The sequence below is a fragment of the Usitatibacter palustris genome (assembly GCF_013003985.1).
GTDB classification, from domain to species: Bacteria; Pseudomonadota; Gammaproteobacteria; order Burkholderiales; family Usitatibacteraceae; genus Usitatibacter; species Usitatibacter palustris.
The window spans coordinates 2161630-2178138 of record NZ_CP053073.1; the positions used below are offsets into that span (position 1 = coordinate 2161630).

Annotated in this window: 15 protein-coding genes; 14 read left to right on the forward strand and 1 reads right to left on the reverse strand. The window is 69.4% G+C overall.

Annotation, left to right across the window (positions count from 1 at the left end; genetic code table 11):
* Positions 1 to 2: 2 nt before the first annotated feature.
* Genes uraH through guaD form a run of 6 tightly spaced genes read left to right on the forward strand, consistent with a single transcriptional unit; the run spans position 3 to position 7559 of the window.
* Positions 3 to 353, forward strand: coding sequence for a hydroxyisourate hydrolase (gene uraH / locus DSM104440_RS10585; protein ID WP_171162407.1), 351 nt, complete (start codon positions 3 to 5; stop codon positions 351 to 353).
* A complete protein-coding gene (gene xdhA / locus DSM104440_RS10590) occupies positions 353 to 1768 on the forward strand; it encodes a xanthine dehydrogenase small subunit (RefSeq protein WP_171162409.1) in 1416 nt (471 codons plus the stop codon). Before uraH ends, xdhA begins: the two co-directional genes overlap by 1 nt.
* Positions 1765 to 4047: a xanthine dehydrogenase molybdopterin binding subunit gene (xdhB, locus tag DSM104440_RS10595; RefSeq protein ID WP_246211970.1), complete on the forward strand. Its 2283-nt coding sequence runs from the start codon at positions 1765 to 1767 to the stop codon at positions 4045 to 4047. Before xdhA ends, xdhB begins: the two co-directional genes overlap by 4 nt.
* Positions 4044 to 5057: a xanthine dehydrogenase accessory protein XdhC gene (gene xdhC / locus DSM104440_RS10600; RefSeq protein WP_171162412.1), complete on the forward strand. Its 1014-nt coding sequence runs from the start codon at positions 4044 to 4046 to the stop codon at positions 5055 to 5057. The genes xdhB and xdhC overlap by 4 nt, the downstream gene beginning before the upstream one ends.
* Positions 5054 to 6241: a urate hydroxylase PuuD gene (locus DSM104440_RS10605; RefSeq protein WP_171162414.1), complete on the forward strand. Its 1188-nt coding sequence runs from the start codon at positions 5054 to 5056 to the stop codon at positions 6239 to 6241. Before xdhC ends, DSM104440_RS10605 begins: the two co-directional genes overlap by 4 nt.
* Complete coding sequence (gene guaD, locus DSM104440_RS10610) at positions 6231 to 7559, forward strand: guanine deaminase (RefSeq protein WP_171162416.1); 1329 nt, start codon at positions 6231 to 6233, stop codon at positions 7557 to 7559. The genes DSM104440_RS10605 and guaD overlap by 11 nt, the downstream gene beginning before the upstream one ends.
* On the opposite strand, the gene add is transcribed toward guaD, so the two are convergent.
* The gene (add, locus tag DSM104440_RS10615; RefSeq protein WP_171162417.1) at positions 7502 to 8548 is read right to left on the reverse strand and encodes an adenosine deaminase; all 1047 of its coding nucleotides are present in this window, start codon (positions 8546 to 8548) and stop codon (positions 7502 to 7504) included. The two genes, guaD and add, sit on opposite strands and share 58 nt — an antisense overlap.
* Before the next feature lie 94 nt (positions 8549 to 8642).
* Here add and DSM104440_RS10620 point away from each other — a divergent pair, with 94 nt between their 5' ends.
* From DSM104440_RS10620 to deoC, 8 genes are read left to right on the forward strand one after another with little or no spacing between them, the layout of a single operon-like run.
* On the forward strand, positions 8643 to 9614 hold the full coding sequence (locus DSM104440_RS10620; RefSeq protein WP_171162418.1) for a BMP family lipoprotein: 972 nt from the start codon (positions 8643 to 8645) through the stop codon (positions 9612 to 9614).
* 25 nt (positions 9615 to 9639) lie between these two features.
* Positions 9640 to 10647, forward strand: coding sequence for a LacI family DNA-binding transcriptional regulator (locus DSM104440_RS10625; RefSeq protein ID WP_171162419.1), 1008 nt, complete (start codon positions 9640 to 9642; stop codon positions 10645 to 10647).
* Entirely contained in the window at positions 10644 to 12218 is a 1575-nt protein-coding gene (locus tag DSM104440_RS10630; RefSeq protein ID WP_171162420.1) for an ABC transporter ATP-binding protein, read from the forward strand. Before DSM104440_RS10625 ends, DSM104440_RS10630 begins: the two co-directional genes overlap by 4 nt.
* On the forward strand, positions 12215 to 13330 hold the full coding sequence (locus DSM104440_RS10635; protein WP_171162421.1) for an ABC transporter permease: 1116 nt from the start codon (positions 12215 to 12217) through the stop codon (positions 13328 to 13330). Before DSM104440_RS10630 ends, DSM104440_RS10635 begins: the two co-directional genes overlap by 4 nt.
* On the forward strand, positions 13330 to 14280 hold the full coding sequence (locus tag DSM104440_RS10640; RefSeq protein WP_171162422.1) for an ABC transporter permease: 951 nt from the start codon (positions 13330 to 13332) through the stop codon (positions 14278 to 14280). The genes DSM104440_RS10635 and DSM104440_RS10640 overlap by 1 nt, the downstream gene beginning before the upstream one ends.
* Position 14281: 1 nt before the next feature.
* Positions 14282 to 14695 (forward strand): cytidine deaminase, encoded by a 414-nt coding sequence (locus DSM104440_RS10645; RefSeq protein WP_171162424.1) that lies wholly within the window; start codon positions 14282 to 14284, stop codon positions 14693 to 14695.
* Positions 14692 to 15504 (forward strand): purine-nucleoside phosphorylase, encoded by an 813-nt coding sequence (locus DSM104440_RS10650; RefSeq protein ID WP_171162426.1) that lies wholly within the window; start codon positions 14692 to 14694, stop codon positions 15502 to 15504. The genes DSM104440_RS10645 and DSM104440_RS10650 overlap by 4 nt, the downstream gene beginning before the upstream one ends.
* Complete coding sequence (deoC, locus tag DSM104440_RS10655; protein ID WP_171162428.1) at positions 15501 to 16505, forward strand: deoxyribose-phosphate aldolase; 1005 nt, start codon at positions 15501 to 15503, stop codon at positions 16503 to 16505. Before DSM104440_RS10650 ends, deoC begins: the two co-directional genes overlap by 4 nt.
* Positions 16506 to 16509: the final 4 nt, after the last annotated feature.

The window sequence follows — 16509 nt, forward strand, 5'->3', positions numbered from 1 at the left end:
GCATGGGCATCTTAACGACTCACGTGCTGGATACCTACCACGGCGTGCCGGCCGCCGGCGTCCCGATCGAGCTCGCGCGCCTGGGCGGGACTCGTGAAACGATCGTGCGCACCGTCACCGATGCCGATGGCCGCTGCGCCGCACCCCTGCTCGCGAACGACACGTTCCGCACCGGCCAGTACGAGCTTGCCTTCGACCTCGAGGCCTACTTCCGCGGCAAGGGCGTGGTCCTGCCCGATCCCCCGTTCCTCTCCACGGTGGTGATCCGTATCGGCATCGCCGATCCCGCGGGCCGCTACCACGTGCCGCTGCTTGCGTCGCCCTGGAGCTATTCGACTTATCGCGGCAGCTGATGGCACGCCCGGCGAAGTTCCTCCTGGATGGCAGGGTGGTCACGGCTGCCGACGCCTCCCCCACCACCACCTTGCTGCAATACCTGCGCGGCCCGCTCGGCCGCTGCGGCACCAAGGAAGGGTGCGCCGAGGGTGATTGCGGTGCATGCACGGTGGTGATCGGCGAGCCGAGCGCCGAGGGCATGCGCTACCGCGCTGTGAATTCCTGCATTCGCTTCGTGCCCACGGTGGACGGCAAGGAAGTGGTCACGGTCGAGAGCCTGCGCGCGCCCGACGGCACGCTTCACCCCGTGCAGCAGGCGCTGGTCGATGCGCACGCCTCGCAGTGCGGGTTCTGCACGCCGGGCTTCGTGATGTCGCTCTTCGCGCTCTGGCTGGAGCGCGACAACGTCACGCGGGAGCAGGCCGTCGAGGCGCTCTCCGGAAACCTCTGCCGCTGCACCGGCTACCGGCCGATCCTCGAGGCCGCGAGCCACATGCATGGGCTCGGTCCCTCGAAGCATTGGCCCAAGGGCGCCGAGCACGACAAACGGCGGCGCGCCCTGCTCCCGGCGGACGAAAGCCCCGTGCGGATGCCCGGTTACTTCGCGCCACGCACCGTCGCGGAACTTGCTCGCGCCTACCTTGAAGCCCCCGAGTCCTTGCTGCTGGCGGGCGGCACCGATGTAGGACTGTGGGTCACGAAGCAACTGCGCGAGCTGCCACCCATCATCTATATAGGCGACGTCGCGGATCTCGAACGCATCTCCGAGAGGGACGGCGCACTGGAGATCGGCGCCGCCGTGAGCCTCACCGACGGCTACGGCGCGATCGTCGCGCGCTACCCGATGCTCTCCGAGCTGGCCGATCGTTTCGGTTCGCCACCCGTGCGCAATTCCGGAACGCTCTGCGGCAACGTCGCCAACGGCTCGCCCATCGGCGACTCGATGCCGGTGCTGATCGCGCTCGGGGCCGAAGTCGTCCTGCGCCGTGGCGAGCAGGAGCGCACGCTGCCGATGGAGGCGCTCTACCTCGCCTACCGAAAGAACGCGATGCAGCCGGGCGAGTTCGTGCGTGCGGTGCGCGTACCCCTGCCCCGCGCCGACCGGCTCGTGGCTACCTACAAGATCTCGAAGCGCCGCGACCAGGACATCTCCGCGGTGTGCGCGGCCTTCGCGATGACTCTCAAGGGCGCAAACGTGGACGAGGCGCGCATCGCCTACGGCGGCATGGCCGCCACGCCCAAGCGCGCGATTGCCGCGGAAGCCGCGCTGCGCGGCAAGCCCTGGAACGCCGACACGGTGCGCGCGGCGGTGACCGCGCTCGCGAGCGACTTCGAGCCGATCGGCGACATGCGCGCGAGCGCGGCCTATCGCCTGCGCATGGCCGGTGCATTGCTCGAGCGCTTCCTCGCGCAAACGGGAGAACGCGCGTGAGCGTCGGCGAACGCCTGCCGCACGAAAGCGCGCACCTGCACGTGAGTGGCGCCGCGCCGTACGCCGACGACATCCCGCTGCCGCCGAACACGTTGCATGGCGCGTTCGGCCTCTCGACCGTCGCGCATGGACGCATCGCCTCGATGGACCTCGCGGCTGCGGCCGCATCTGCGGGCGTGCACGCGGTGCTCACCGCGAACGACATTCCCGGTGCGAACAACTGCGCGCCGGTGATCCACGACGATCCGATCCTCGCCGACGGCCTGGTGCAGTACGCCGGGCAGACGATGTTCCTCGTGCTGGCCGATTCGCACGAGGCCGCGCGCAAGGCCGCTCGCAAAGGCGAAGTCCGCTACGAGAAATTGCCCGCGATCTTCGACATTCGCGAGGCACTCGCCGCCGGCAGCTTCGTGGCACCCACGCGAACGCTCATCCGCGGTGAGCCAATCGAGCACCTCGCATCCGCGCCGCAACGACTGCAAGGAACCATGACGCTGGGCGGCCAGGATCACTTCTATCTCGAAGGACAGGTCGCCTTCGCGTTGCCGCAGGAGGATGGCGGCATGCTCGTGGTGAGCTCGACGCAGCATCCGAGCGAAGTGCAGCACCTCGTCGCACACGCGCTGGGCCTGAAATCGCACGACGTGACCGTGCAGTGCCGGCGCATGGGCGGCGGCTTCGGCGGCAAGGAGACCCAGGCCGCGTTGATCGCGTGCGCCGCTGCGGTGGCGGCGTGGCGCACGAAGCGCCCGGTGAAGCTCCGCCTCGATCGCGACGACGACATGGTCGTCACCGGCAAGCGCCACGAGTTCCTCGCCGACTACGACGTGGGCTTCGATGCCGACGGCCGGATCATTGCGCTCGACGTGATGATGGCCTCGCGCTGCGGCTACTCGCTGGACCTTTCGACGGCCGTGAACGACCGCGCGGTCTGCCACGTGGACAACGCCTACTACCTCGAGCACGTGCGCATCGTCTCGCACCGCTGCAAGACGAACACGGTCTCCAACACCGCCTTCCGCGGCTTCGGCGGTCCGCAGGGGATGATGGTCATCGAAAGCGTGATCGACGAGGTCGCGCGCACGCTCGGTCGCGATCCGCTCGACGTGCGCCGCGTGAATTTCTATGGCGACGGCGAGCGCAACACGACGCCCTACGGCATGACCATCGAAGATAACGTCATGCCGCGCATCGCCACGGAACTGGAGGCGAGCAGCGCGTACCGCGAGCGGCGCGAGGCCGTCGCCCGCCACAACCGCGCCAACACGGTGACGAAGCGCGGGCTCGCGTTCACGCCGGTGAAATTCGGGATCTCCTTCAATGCCACGCTCTTCAACCAGGCCGGAGCGTTGGTGCACGTCTACACCGACGGCTCCGTTCTGGTGAACCACGGCGGCACCGAGATGGGCCAGGGCCTGTACACGAAGGTCCTGCAGGTCGTCGCCGAGGCGTTCGGACTGCCGCGGGACCGCGTGCGCCCGAGCACCACCGACACGAGCAAGGTACCCAACACCTCGGCCACTGCGGCTTCCGCGGCGAGCGACCTCAACGGGAAGGCCGCGCAAGCCGCCGCGCTCGCGATCCGCACTCGCATGGCGGAGGTGGCGGCGAAGGAACTGGGCGTGGAGGTGGGTGCGATCCGTTTCGCCGATGGGGCCGTGCACGGCGGGACACGATCACTCGATTTCGCCGCGGTGGCGCGCAGGTGCCACGAGCAGCGCGTGTCGCTCTCCTCCAGCGGCTTCTACCGCACGCCCAAGATCCACTGGGACCGCGACAAGTTCACCGGGCGTCCCTTCTTCTATTTCGCGTACGGCGCGGCGGTTTCCGAAGTGGAAGTCGACACCCGCACCGGCGAGAACCGCCTGGTCCGCGTGGACATCCTGCACGACGTCGGCCGCTCGCTGAACCCGGCCATCGACCTCGGGCAGATCGAAGGCGGTTTCCTTCAGGGCATGGGCTGGCTCACCACGGAAGAACTGTGCTGGAACGCCGAGGGCCATATCACCACGCACGCGCCATCGACCTACAAGATTCCCACGGCGCGCGAATGGCCGGCCGAGGCGAATGTGCGCCTGCTCGACAACAGCAACGTCGAGGATTCGATCCACCGTTCGAAAGCCGTGGGCGAGCCGCCGTTGATGCTCGGGATGTCGGTGTTCTTCGCGCTGCGCGACGCCGTCGCCGCTTGCGGTTCGGGCCGCGAGTCCCCGCGCCTGCGTGCGCCGGCCACGCCCGAAGCGCTGCTCGACGCACTCGATTCATTGGGGGCGGCATGAGGGACTGGCTGCAGGCCCTGCACGATGCACTCGATCGCGATCATGGGCCCGTCGTGCGCGTCACGGTGGCCACGGTGCGCGGTTCGGCGCCGCGCGAGGCCGGCGCCGCGATGCTCGTGATGACGCACGGCGAAGCGGGCAGCATCGGCGGGGGCCATCTCGAGCTGGTCGCCACGCGCACCGCGCACGACCTGCTTGCCGCCGCGCCCGGTGCCGCCCGCCTCGACCGCTTCCCGCTCGGCGCCGCGCTCGGGCAATGTTGCGGCGGCATCGTCGAGCTCTGGTTCCAACGCTACGACGGGGACGATCTCGCAGCGATCCGGCAATTGATCGCGGCTCGCACCGCCGGGGCCGAAGTCCTTGCGACGCCGATGACGGCGAACGCCGGCGCCTCGCGCAGCCTCCCGCGCTCGCAAGCGCAGCACGAAGGCGTCGAGCTTCACGAACGCGCTCAAGTCGTCGCGGGCTCCGGCGGCGACACGCTCTACGAACGCCTCGACGTCGAGGAAACGCAACTGTGGCTCTTCGGTGCAGGCCACGTCGGGCGCGCGCTGGTGAATGTCCTGGCACCGCTGCCGTTTCGCATCACGTGGGTCGATAGCCGCGAGGGACAGTGGCCCGAGGCCCTGCCCGATTCGGTCCGCAGCCTGCACGCGATCGAACCCGCGGATGAAGTGACCGACATGCCGGCAGATGCGTGGGCACTCGTCATGACCCACAGCCACGACGAAGACCTCGCGATTTGCGAGGCGCTCCTGCGAGACGGCCGTTTCGCCTGGGCCGGCGTGATCGGCTCGCAGCCCAAGACCACGCGCTTCCGCCAGCGCCTCGCGCAACGCGGCTTCGCGCCCGAGGCCGTCGCGCGCCTCACGATGCCCATCGGCATCGGCGGCATCGCAAGCAAGGAACCGGCGGCCATCGCCGTGGCCGTGGCGGCCCAGCTGCTGCAGTTGCGCGATGCGCGCGCCGCAGCGGAGGATCTTCCGATTCGCAAGGCATCCCGATCGTGACGGCGCAATACATCTGGGAGTGGCTGAACCTCCTCGGCCGCAGCCTGCACGTGATCGCGGGCATCGCGTGGATCGGCGCGTCGTTCTACTTCATCTGGCTCGACAACCACCTGCAGGCGCCGGCCGATCCCGCGGCTTCGGACCGCGGCGTGGGCGGCGAGCTCTGGGCCGTGCACGGCGGCGGCTTCTATCACTCGCAGAAATATCGCGGGGCCCCGCCCGCCCTTCCCGCGCGGCTGCATTGGTTCAAGTGGGAGGCGTACACCACGCTGCTCTCCGGGCTCTTCCTGCTCGCGGTCGTCTACTACGCGCAGGCCGCGACGATGCTGGTCGATCCCGCGCTGAATTCATTCGGTCCCGCGGGCGCGATCGCCGCGAGCCTCGCGTGGATCATCGGCGGCTTTGTCGTCTACGAGGGCCTGTGCCGCTCGCCGTTGGCCCGCAACGACCGCGCGTTGGCCCTCGTGCTCGCCGTGCTCACCGCGGCCGCCGCCTTCGGCCTGTGCCAGGTCTTTCCCGGACGCGCGGCGTTCCTGCATTTCGGCGCGATGCTCGGGACGATCATGGTGCTCAACGTCTTCGTCGTGATCATCCCGGGGCAGAAGGCGCTGGTCACGGCCGCGGCGGCCGGGCAACCCGTCGATCCCAAGTACGGGCAGCACGGCAAGCAGCGCTCGGTGCACAACACGTACTTCACGCTGCCCGCGGTGTTCGCGATGATCAGCAACCACTACGCGTGGATCTTCGGCGCGCCGAACAACTGGATCTGGCTCATCGTGATCTCGGTGGCGGGCGCGTTGATCCGCGTGTGGTTCGTGATGCGGCACAAAGGCACACCGTCGCCGTGGCCGCTCGTCGGAGCCGCACTCCTGCTCGCCGTGACCGCGTACGGCCTGCGTCCCCAGGCGTCGGGCGCTTCGACCATAACCACCGCGCGAGCGCAGGCGATCGTGGCCGAGCGCTGCGTGTCCTGCCACGCGACCTCGCCGAGCTTCGCGGGCCTCACGGCCGCGCCCAAGGGCGTGGTGCTGGAAACGCCCGCGCAACTCGCCGCGCAAGCCGTCAACGCGCGCGCGCAACTCGCGAGCCGCGCGATGCCGCCGGGCAATCTCACGGGCCTCACCGACGCGGAACGCTCCGAACTCATCGCCTGGATCGACGCAGGAGCGCGCGATGGCCGCTGAGCTCACCGCCTTCCGCGGCACGATCCTGTACTTCCGGGACGATCCCGGTGTCGCATCGCCCGCCGACAGCCATGTGCATATCGAGGACGGACTGCTCGTCATCGAGAATGGCCACGTGGCTCGCGTCGGCCCGGCCGAGCCCCTCCTAGCCGCGCTGCCCAAGGGCACGCCGGTGACGGACCACCGCGGCATGCTGCTGATGCCCGGCTTCATCGACGCGCATGTTCATTACGCGCAGACCGACGTCATCGCGAGCGGCGGCGGCACGCTGCTCAACTGGCTGGAGCAACACATCTTCCCCGAGGAGGCGCGCTTCGCCGAGCACGCGCACGCCTCCGAGGTGGCCGACTTCTTCCTCGACGAGTTGCTGCGCCACGGAACCACCACGGCACTCGTGTTTGGGAGCGTGCACCGCACCTCGGCCGACGCTTTCTTCGAGGCCGCAGCGCGGCGCGGCATGCGGCTGGGTGCGGGCCAGGTGATGATGGATCGCCATTGCCCCGAGGCCCTGCGGGACACCGCGGAGTCCTCCCACCGCGATGCCCGCGAGCTGATCGAGCGCTGGGACGGCAACGGACGGCTGCACTACGCGATCACGCCGCGCTTCGCGGTCACCTCGAGCGACGAGCAATTGCGCCTGGCCGGCGAATTGGCGCGCGCCCATCCGAACGCCTTCATCCACTCGCACGTCGCCGAGAACACCGACGAGGTCGCCTGGGTGGCCAAGCTCTTCCCCGGCGCCCGCAGCTATCTCGACGTGTACGAGCGCTTCGGCCTGCTGCGCGAGCGCGCCATCTACGCCCACTGCATCCATCTCGACGCGGCCGATCGCCGGCGCATGGCCGAGACCGGTGCGGCCGCCGCGTTCTGCCCGACCTCCAACCTGTTCCTGGGAAGCGGCCTCTTCGACATCGAAGCGACGGATGCGGCCGGCATGCGTTTCGCGCTCGCCACCGACGTGGGCGGCGGCACCAGCTTCAGCCTGCTGCAGACGATGCAGGACGCCTACAAGGTGGCGCAGCAGAAGGGCCAGACGCTGACGGCGCTGCGGGCGTTCTATCTCGCGACCCTGGGCGGGGCGCGGGCGCTGCGGCTGGACGATCGCATCGGCAGCTTCGAGCCCGGGCGCGAGGCGGATTTCATCGTGCTCGATCCGGCCGCCACACCCCTGATGGAGCGGCGCATGCGCTCGGCGCGCACGCTCGAGGAGCGCCTCTTCGCCTGGATGATCCTCGGCGACGAGCGTTCGGTGCGGCAGGCCTACGTGATGGGGAAGTTGGCTTCGACTTCGGCCAGCGCCGCGGCGCGATCGGCCTGAGGCAGGAAGGAACGCTTCACCCCGGAGCGCACGAGGTCCTTCAGTTGCGCCATCGAGAAGCCGGTGCGCGTGTGCAGCGCCTCCATTTCCCCGGAGAGCGTCACGTGCGACATGAGGCGATTGTCCGTGTTGCAGGAAACCGACAGTCCGGCGGCGACCATCTCGCGGATGGGATGCTTTTCCAGGGACTCCGCGGCGCCGGTGTGCACGTTGCTGCTGGGGCACACCTCGAAATGCAGGTCGAGCTCCAGCGCCTTCTCCACCCAGGCCCGGGTTTCATCCGGCGTGCTGCCCCGCACGATGCGGATGCCGTGGCCGATGCGCGTCGCCCCCAGGGATGCGGCCTCCAGCACGCGCTCGCCGCCGTCCGATTCCCCGGCGTGGCAGGTGAGGCTCACGCCGGCTTCGCGCGCGATGCGCATGGACTCGGCGTGGTCGCCCGGGGGGTAGTACTTCTCGGCACCGGCGAGATCGAAGCCGACCACGCCGCGGTCGCGGTACTTCACGGCGAGCCGGGCGCTGCGGATGGTGTCGGCGGGGTTGTCGGTGCGCATGCCGCAGACGATGAGCCCGCAGCGGAACCGGCTGCGGGCGAGGCCCGCGAGCACGGCCTCGACGACCGCTTCCCCTGATAAACCAAAGGGTTCGAGCAGCAACGGGGCCATGCGGAATTCAGCCAGGACGCAGCCGTCGGCCCGGACATCCTCGGCGGCCTCGAAGGCGACCCGCTCGCAGGCGGCCTCGCTTGCCATGGCGGCAACGGTGATGGCGAAGCCCTTGAGGTAGCGCTCGAGGCTGCCGGAATCGGCGTTGGCATGCATCCAGAGGGCGAGCTTGCCGGCGTCGGTTTCCGGCACGGGCACGCCGCGCGCGGCGCAAAGCTCCAGCAGGGTGGAGGGCCGCAGCCCGCCGTCGAGGTGCTCGTGTAGGAGAACCTTGGGCAGCGCCGGCCACACAGGCAGCCGGGAAGTTTTTTTGTCACCGGACATGTTGATTCTTGGGCCAGTTTGATACATCGTTGCCAAAGTAGCAAACGTTTGCGCGACTCGAGGTTTCCAACGCCTCGCCTGGGGAGATTTTCCGATGAGACACCTTGTCCGCCTGGGCCTGGCCGCCCTGGTCACCGCCAGTTCGCTCGCCTGGGCCGATCCCGCGATCGTCTACGACATGGGCGGCAAGTTCGACAAGTCCTTCAACGAGGCGGCCTACCGCGGGCTGCAGAAGTGGAAGAAGGACACCGGCAAGCCGGTGCTCGAATTCGAGATCGCCAACGAGACCCAGCGCGAGCAGGCCCTGCGCCGGCTGGCCGAGCGCGGCGCCAACCCGATCATCGCCGTCGGCTTCAGCCAGGCGGGCGCGGTGGAAAAGGTCGCGAAGGAATTCCCCAAGGTCGGCTTCACCATCATCGACATGGTCGTGAAGCACCCCAACGTGCAGTCGGTGCTCTTCAAGGAACACGAGGGCAGCTTCCTCGTGGGCGTGATCGCCGCCCTCACCAGCAAGACCGGCAAGGTGGGCTTCATCGGCGGCATGGACATCCCGCTGATCCGCAAATTCCAGTGCGGCTACGAGCAGGGCGTGAAGTACGCCAACCCCAAGGCCGAGATCTTCGTGAACATGGTGGGCACCACCGGGGCCGCGTGGTCGGATCCGGCGCGCGGCGGCGAGCTCGCCCGCTCCCACTTCGCCCGTGGCGCGGACGTGATCTTCGCCGCGGCCGGCGGCACGGGCCTCGGTATCTACCAGGCCGCGAAGGACGCGAAGAAATTCGCGATCGGCGTGGACAGCAACCAGAACTACCTCCAGCCCGGCACGATGCTCACTTCGATGGTGAAGCGCGTCGAGGTTTCCGTGTACGACGCGCTGCAGGCGCACAAGCCGGGCCTCCAGATCCTGGGCCTCAAGGAAGACGGCGTCGACTACGCGCTCGACCAGTACAACGAGAAGGTCATCGCGCCGGAGGTGAAGAAGAAGGCCGACGAGGCCAAGGCCGACATCATCGCCGGCAAGATCAAGGTCGCCGACTTCATGGCCGACCCGACCTGCAAGTACTGAACGCCGCAGTTCCCCACCGGATCGCATGAGCACGATCAAGCAAGTGGCCGCGCGAGCGGGCGTCTCGTTCACCACCGTCTCGCACGTGGTGAACCGGACGCGGCCGGTGAGCGATGCGGCGCGCACGCGCGTCGAGCGCGCGATCGCCGATCTCGGCTACTTCCCCAGCGCCGTGGCGCGCGCGCTGAAGACTTCGCAGACGCGAATCCTCGGCGTCATCGTGCCCAACATCATCAACCCGTTCTTCTCGGAGCTCGTGCGCGGCATCGAGGATGCATGCGAGCGCAACAACTACTCGGTGTTCCTGTGCAACGGCGACGACGACCGCGACCGCCAGGGCCGCTCGTTCGACACGTTGCTCGGCCGCCGCGTCGACGGGGTCATTCTCGCGACACCCGCGGGACCCGCCACGACGCTCGCGCGGCGCATCGCCGCCACCAAGCTGCCCACCGCCATCGTCGACCGGCCGGTGCCCAACGCGCGCGTCGACCACATCGCGATCGACCACGCCGCGGGCGCGCGCCTGGCGATGGAGCACCTGCTCGAGCTCGGGCACCGTCGCATCGCCCACATCTCCGGCCCCTCCGCATTCGAGGTGAGCCGCGCGCGCGCCGCCGGGTGGCGCCTCGCGCTGCAGGGCGCGGGCGTCGAGCCCCGAGCAGACTGGCTGCTGGAAGGCGACTTCCTCGCGCCGTCGGGTCACGAGATGGCCCGCAAGCTCCTGGCGCAAGGCGAGATCACCGCCATCTTCGCCTCCAACGACATGCTCGCCTTCGGCGCCCTGCGCGCCGCGGCCGAAGCAGGTTGGGCCGTGCCGCGCGCGCTCTCGGTGGTCGGCTTCGATGGAATCGAAATGGGCGCCTTCACCTCGCCCGCACTCACCACCGTCGGGGTTCCCATCCGCAACATGGGCGAGACCGCGGCCATGGTCCTCATCGACCGCCTTGCGGGCCGCACCAAGCGGGCCGGCGAGACGGTCGTCGCCCCGCGCCTCATCGTTCGCGAATCCACCGGCCCGGCGCGCGGCGCATGAACGACCACGCCGCCCACCCCACCCCCGCCCCGCCGCTCGCGGTGCGCATGGCAGGCATTCGCAAGCGCTTCGGCCCGGTGCTGGCCAACGACGACGTCACGCTCGAAGTCGCGTCAGGAACCGTACATGCGCTCGTGGGCGAGAACGGCGCGGGCAAGAGCACGCTCATGTCGCTGCTCTATGGCCTGCATTCGCCCGACGCGGGAACGATCGAGGTCTTCGGCAAGCCTGCGCAGCTTCGCAGCACGCACGACGCGATCGCCATGGGCCTGGGGATGGTCCACCAGCACTTCATGCTGGTCGATTCGCTCACCGCGCTCGAGAACGTGATGCTGGGCGCCGAGCCGCACGCGCTGCTCGCGCGCGCCGAGCGCATGGTCCGGCCGCGCCTGCAGACGCTGATGGAATCCACGGGCCTGCGCGTGGACCTCGATGCGCGCGTGGGCGACCTGCCTGTCGGCGACCGCCAGCGCCTCGAGATCCTGAAGGTCCTCTTCCGCGGCGCGAAGGTGTTGATCCTCGACGAGCCCACCGCGGTGCTCACGCCCCAGGAGGCGCAGCACCTCTTCGGCGTGCTTTCCGCGCTGCGCTCCCAGGGCACGACGATCATCCTCATCACGCACAAGCTCGACGAAGTGATGCGGCTCGCCGATCGCGTCACCGTGATGCGCGGCGGGCGCGTCGTGCACGAATGCAGCATCGGCGATACCAGCCCCGCGCAGCTCGCCGAATCGATGGTGGGCCGCAAGGTGAACATCGGCCGGCCGGTCGCCCAGGGCGCGGTCCCCGGCGAAGTCGTGCTCGAGGCGAGCGGCCTGAAGGTCGTCGATGCCATGGGCGTCACGCGCCTGCATGGCCTCGACCTCGCGCTGCGCGCCGGGCAGATCGTCGGCGTGGCGGGTGTCTCGGGCAACGGCCAGAGCGAATTGCTCGAAGTGCTCTCGGGCCTGCGCGTCCCGCAGGCCGGCAGCGTGCGCCTCGCCGGCGAAACCTTCGCCCCCACGCGCTGGCTCACGCCCCGCACGGCACGCCGCCTGCACCTCGCGCACGTTCCCGAGGACCGGCACGCGCGCGCGATGGTGCTCGACTTCGCCGCGTGGGAGTCGGGAATCCTCGGCTACGAGGGATTGCTCTGCTACAGCGGCGGCGGGTTCCTGCGCCGGCGGCGCATGCGCGAAGACACGCGCGCGATGATGGAGCGCTTCGACGTGCGCCCGCGCGCGCCCGAGCTCGCCAGCGGGAACTTCTCCGGGGGCAACCAGCAGAAGCTCGTGCTCGCGCGCGAGCTGGGCCAGGCGCCCCGCGTGCTGATCGTGGGCCAGCCCACCCGCGGCGTGGACATCGGCGCGATCGAATTCATCCACGGCCAGCTGCGCCAGATGCGCGAGGCCGGCTGCGCCATCCTGCTCGTCTCGTCGGAGCTCGACGAGATCCTGGCCCTTGCCGACCGCGTGGTCGTGATGAATTCGGGGCGCATCACCGGCGAGCGCGCCGTCGAGGCGTGCACCGAAGCCGAGCTGGGCCTGCTCATGGCCCACACCGAAGCGCCGAAGGCCGAGGCCCTCGCATGAGCGCGCCGGCACTCCCCCGCTGGGCCGATGTCGTCCTGCTGCCCCTCGTGAACCTGGCCGCGGCGCTGCTCATCGCGGGTGCCGTGATGGCATTGGTCGGACAGGACCCGCGCGAAGTCCTCTCGCTGATGGCCAAGGGCGCCTTCGGCACGCTGCGCGGTTTCTCGTACACGCTCTACTACACGACCACGTTCATCTTCACCGGCCTTGCGGTCGCGGTGGCCGCGCACGGCGGGCTCTTCAACATCGGGGCCGAAGGGCAAGCCACGCTCGGTGGACTGGGAGCGGGCCTCGTGGCGCTGTGGCTCGGAGCGCACCTTCCGGCCGCCGTGATGCTGCCCGTCATGGTGCTCGCCGCGGCGGCGTTCGGCGCGGCCTGGGCGTTGATCCCCGCGTACCTGCAGGCCTATCGCGGCAGCCACATCGTGATCACCACGATCATGTTCAACTTCCTCGCCTACACGCTGCTGGTCTATCTGCTCGTGAACGTGCTGAAGGCGCCGGGCAGCATGGCGGTGGAGAGCGCGCCGTTCGCGCCTTCGGCATCGCTGCCCAATGCGCAGGAAGTGTTCGCGTGGTTTGGCATCGAGTGGCCGTCGTCGCCGCTGAACCTGAGCTTCCTGCTGGCGCTCGTGGCAGCCGTGCTCGTGTACGCGTACCTGTGGCGCACCCGCGCGGGCTACCGCCTGCGCACCGTGGGCGCGAGCGCGGGCGCCGCCGAATATGCGGGCATTCCGCCCGCGCACCAGATCCTGATCGCGATGGGCATCTCGGGCGCACTCGCGGGCCTGGTCGGCGTGAATGAGATCGCGGGCGTGAACCGCCGCCTGCTGCTCGACTTCGTCGCGGGCGCGGGCTTCACCGGCATCGCGGTCGCGTTGATGGGCAGGAACCACCCCGTCGGCATCCTGCTCGCGAGCCTGCTCTTCGGCGCGCTCTTCCAGGGCGGCGCCGAAGTCGGCTTCGAGATGCCCCAGTTCACCCGCGACATGGTGGTCACGCTGCAGGGCTTCGTGATCCTCTTCTCCGGCGCGATGGCCTATGTGCTCGCGCCATACCTCTCCCGCTTGCTCCACGCGATCCCCGCGGTCGCAAAGCGCGGGGCTACGTGATGGATGCGATCCTCGCCGGCACGCTCCTCGCCTCCACGCTGCGCGTGGCCACACCGCTCATCCTGTGCGCCCTGGCCGGCGTGCTGGCGGAACGCTCGGGCGTGATCGACCTGGGCCTCGAGGGCAAGATGCTTTTCGCCGCGTTCGCCGCGGCCGCCACGGGCAGCCTCTTCGGGTCGACCGTCGTGGCCCTCCTCGCTGGGTGCGGCGTCGCCGTGCTGATGTCGTGGCTGCATGGCTTCGCAACCGTCAGCCACCGCGGCGACCAGGTGGTCTCGGGCATGGCGCTCAACATCATCGCGTACGGCCTCACCGCGGTGCTCGCGATCGCCTGGTTCCAGCAGGGCGGGCAAACGCCGCCGCTGGGTGACGGCGTGCGCCTGCGTCCGCTCTGGCCCGAAGCGAGCGCGACCCTGGGCCCGGTGGTGGGCGAGGGATTGTTCGCGCACAACGCGCTCGTGTACGTCGCGCTCCTCCTCGTGGCCGGCGTCTCGTTCTTCCTCTATCGCACGCGCCTGGGCCTGCGCCTTCGCGCCGTGGGCGAGAACCCGAACATGGTCGATGCGGCCGGCCTCTCCGTGTCGCGGCTGCGCTACCTCGCCCTCACGCTGAACGGCGTGCTGTGCGGGCTCGCCGGTGCGTACCTGGTGCTGGCGCAGAGCGCGGCGTTCAGCCCCAACATGACCGCCGGCCGCGGCTACATGGCGCTTGCCGCGATGATCTTTGGCCGCTGGAAGCCGGTGCCCGCGCTCGCCGCGTGCCTGCTCTTCGGTTTCCTCGACACCATCGCCGTACGCCTGCAAGGCGTGAAGCTCCCGCACCTGGGCGAGCTGCCGGTGCAGGCGATCCAGGCCCTGCCCTACCTGCTCACGGTCGTGTTGCTCGCGGCTTTCATCGGACGCAACGTGGCACCCGCCGCGCTGGGCCGCCCCTACGTGAAAGAGCATTGAGATGACGGCGCTCACGACCCAGCAAGTGGAACAGCTGCACACGGCGGCGCGCGCCGCGCAAGCGCGGGCGCACGCGCCCTACTCGCGTTTCCGCGTCGGTGCCGCGGTGCTCGATGAATCCGGCCGCATCCACGCGGGCTGCAACGTGGAGAACGCGGCCTATCCGCTGGGCATGTGCGCGGAGGCGCTCGCCATCGCGACGATGGTGCGCGAAGGCGGCCGCTCGGTTCGGGGCCTGCTCGTCGTCGGCGAAGGCGAGCATCTGGTCACGCCGTGCGGAGGATGCCGCCAGCGCCTGCGCGAATTCGCGTCCGATGCCACGCCCGTGCTGGTCGCCGACCTCGAGCGCGTGCGCGCACAATTCACGTTGGGCGAGCTGCTGCCTGCCAGCTTCGGCCCGGAGAACCTCGCATGAGCACTGTGCTCAGGACTGCCGTCGAGACGCTGCGCGATCGCGCGCCGCGCGCGAAGCCGCAGGTTGCGGTCGTCCTCGGCTCCGGCTGGGGCGGGCTCGCGGCGCATGTCGAAGATGCGCTCCATGTGCCGTACACCGAACTGGACGGCTTTCCGCATGCGGGCGTTGCGGGGCACGCGGGCGAAGTGCTGCTGGGTCGCATCGGGACGCGCGAGGTCGCTGTGTTGTGCGGCCGCAAGCACGCCTACGAGGACGGCGACGTGAAGGCGATGAAGGTGCCGCTGCTGGCACTGCGCGAGCTCGGCTGCAAGGCCCTCGTCCTCACCAACGCCGCTGGCAGCCTGGATGCGCGCATGGCGCCCGGCAGCCTCATGGCCCTCAGCGATCACATCAACCTGCCCCAGCGCTCGCCGCTCGTGGGCGAGAGCGGCCCCGACCGGTTCGTGGACATGGTCGATGCCTACGACCGCGGGCTGCGCGAAACCGCGCTCGCCGTCGCCCACCGCCAGGGGATCGAGCTGCACCAGGGCGTGTACCTGTGGTGCCTCGGTCCTCAGTTCGAGACCGTGGCCGAGATCCGCATGTTCAAGCAGTTCGGCGCCGATGCCGTCGGCATGAGCACCGTGCCCGAAACGATCCTCGCGCGCCGCGCCGGGATGAAGGTCCTCGCCATCTCGCTCATGACCAACATGGCCGCCGGAATGTCGGAGGAGAACCTCAGCCACGCGCACACGCTCGAGCAGGCCGGGCGCGTGACCGCGACGGCGAGCCGTCTCCTGGCCGACATCATCAAGGAGATCGCCCCATGACCGCGAAGCCCAACCTCACGCTGGTGGCACCGCGCCCCGTTCCCGCGGGCCCGGTCGATCGCAACCCGGGCATGCCGCTCGACCTCGATGTCGTGCGCGCGCTGCGCGTGAACCGAAGTGCTGTCGAGCGTCGCGCGTCGACGATGGGCACGCGCCGCACGGTGAAGAAGGAATGGCAGGCCGCGTGGCTGTTGCGCGCCATCACGCTGATGGACCTCACCACGCTGTCGGGTGACGACACGCCGGGCAACGTGCAGCGACTGTGCGCGAAGGCGCGCAATCCGCTGCGCTCCGACCTGGTGGAAGCACTCGGCGTCGGGAAGCTCGACATCAAGGTCGGCGCCGTCTGCGTCTACCACGCACTGGTCCCCACGGCGGTCGCCGCACTCGAAGGTTCCGGCATTCCGGTCGCTGCGGTCTCGACAGGATTCCCCGCGGGACTCTCGCCCGTTGCGCAGCGCATCGAAGAGATCCGCGCGAGTGTGGCGGCGGGTGCACAGGAAATCGACATCGTCATCACCCGCGCCCACGTGCTCACGGGTAACTGGGAAGCGCTCTACGACGAAGTGAAGCAGTTCCGCGAAGCCTGCGGCGAAGCGCACATGAAGGCCATCCTCGCCACGGGCGAACTTGCCACGCTGGGCAACGTCGCACGCGCCAGCATGGTCGCGATGCAGGCCGGGTCCGATTTCATCAAGACCTCGACGGGCAAGGAAGGCGTCAACGCGACGATCCCGTTCGGCCTCGTCATGTGCCGGATGATCCGCGAGTACTTCGAGCAGACCGGATACGCGGTGGGCTTCAAGCCCGCGGGCGGCATCCGCACCGCCAAGACCGCGCTCGAATTCCTGTACCTCATGAAGGAAGAGCTGGGCGACCGCTGGCTGCGCGCCGACCTCTTCCGCTTCGGGGCCTCCGCGCTGCTCACCGACATCGAGCGGCAACTGGAGCACTTCACCACGCAACGCTACTCGGCAGCGCATCGCCACCCGATGCCCTGATTGC

Bases quoted from the DNA above. Each gene is read 5' to 3' on its own strand.
- uraH (WP_171162407.1), top strand. From the start codon at position 3: ATGGGCATCTTAACGACTCACGTGCTGGATACCTACCACGGCGTGCCG.
- xdhA (WP_171162409.1), top strand. From the start codon at position 353: ATGGCACGCCCGGCGAAGTTCCTCCTGGATGGCAGGGTGGTCACGGCT.
- xdhC (WP_171162412.1), top strand. From the start codon at position 4,044: ATGAGGGACTGGCTGCAGGCCCTGCACGATGCACTCGATCGCGATCAT.
- guaD (WP_171162416.1), top strand. From the start codon at position 6,231: ATGGCCGCTGAGCTCACCGCCTTCCGCGGCACGATCCTGTACTTCCGG.
- add (WP_171162417.1), bottom strand. From the start codon at position 8,548: ATGTCCGGTGACAAAAAAACTTCCCGGCTGCCTGTGTGGCCGGCGCTG.
- DSM104440_RS10620 (WP_171162418.1), top strand. From the start codon at position 8,643: ATGAGACACCTTGTCCGCCTGGGCCTGGCCGCCCTGGTCACCGCCAGT.
- DSM104440_RS10625 (WP_171162419.1), top strand. From the start codon at position 9,640: ATGAGCACGATCAAGCAAGTGGCCGCGCGAGCGGGCGTCTCGTTCACC.
- DSM104440_RS10630 (WP_171162420.1), top strand. From the start codon at position 10,644: ATGAACGACCACGCCGCCCACCCCACCCCCGCCCCGCCGCTCGCGGTG.
- DSM104440_RS10635 (WP_171162421.1), top strand. From the start codon at position 12,215: ATGAGCGCGCCGGCACTCCCCCGCTGGGCCGATGTCGTCCTGCTGCCC.
- DSM104440_RS10640 (WP_171162422.1), top strand. From the start codon at position 13,330: ATGGATGCGATCCTCGCCGGCACGCTCCTCGCCTCCACGCTGCGCGTG.
- DSM104440_RS10645 (WP_171162424.1), top strand. From the start codon at position 14,282: ATGACGGCGCTCACGACCCAGCAAGTGGAACAGCTGCACACGGCGGCG.
- DSM104440_RS10650 (WP_171162426.1), top strand. From the start codon at position 14,692: ATGAGCACTGTGCTCAGGACTGCCGTCGAGACGCTGCGCGATCGCGCG.
- deoC (WP_171162428.1), top strand. From the start codon at position 15,501: ATGACCGCGAAGCCCAACCTCACGCTGGTGGCACCGCGCCCCGTTCCC.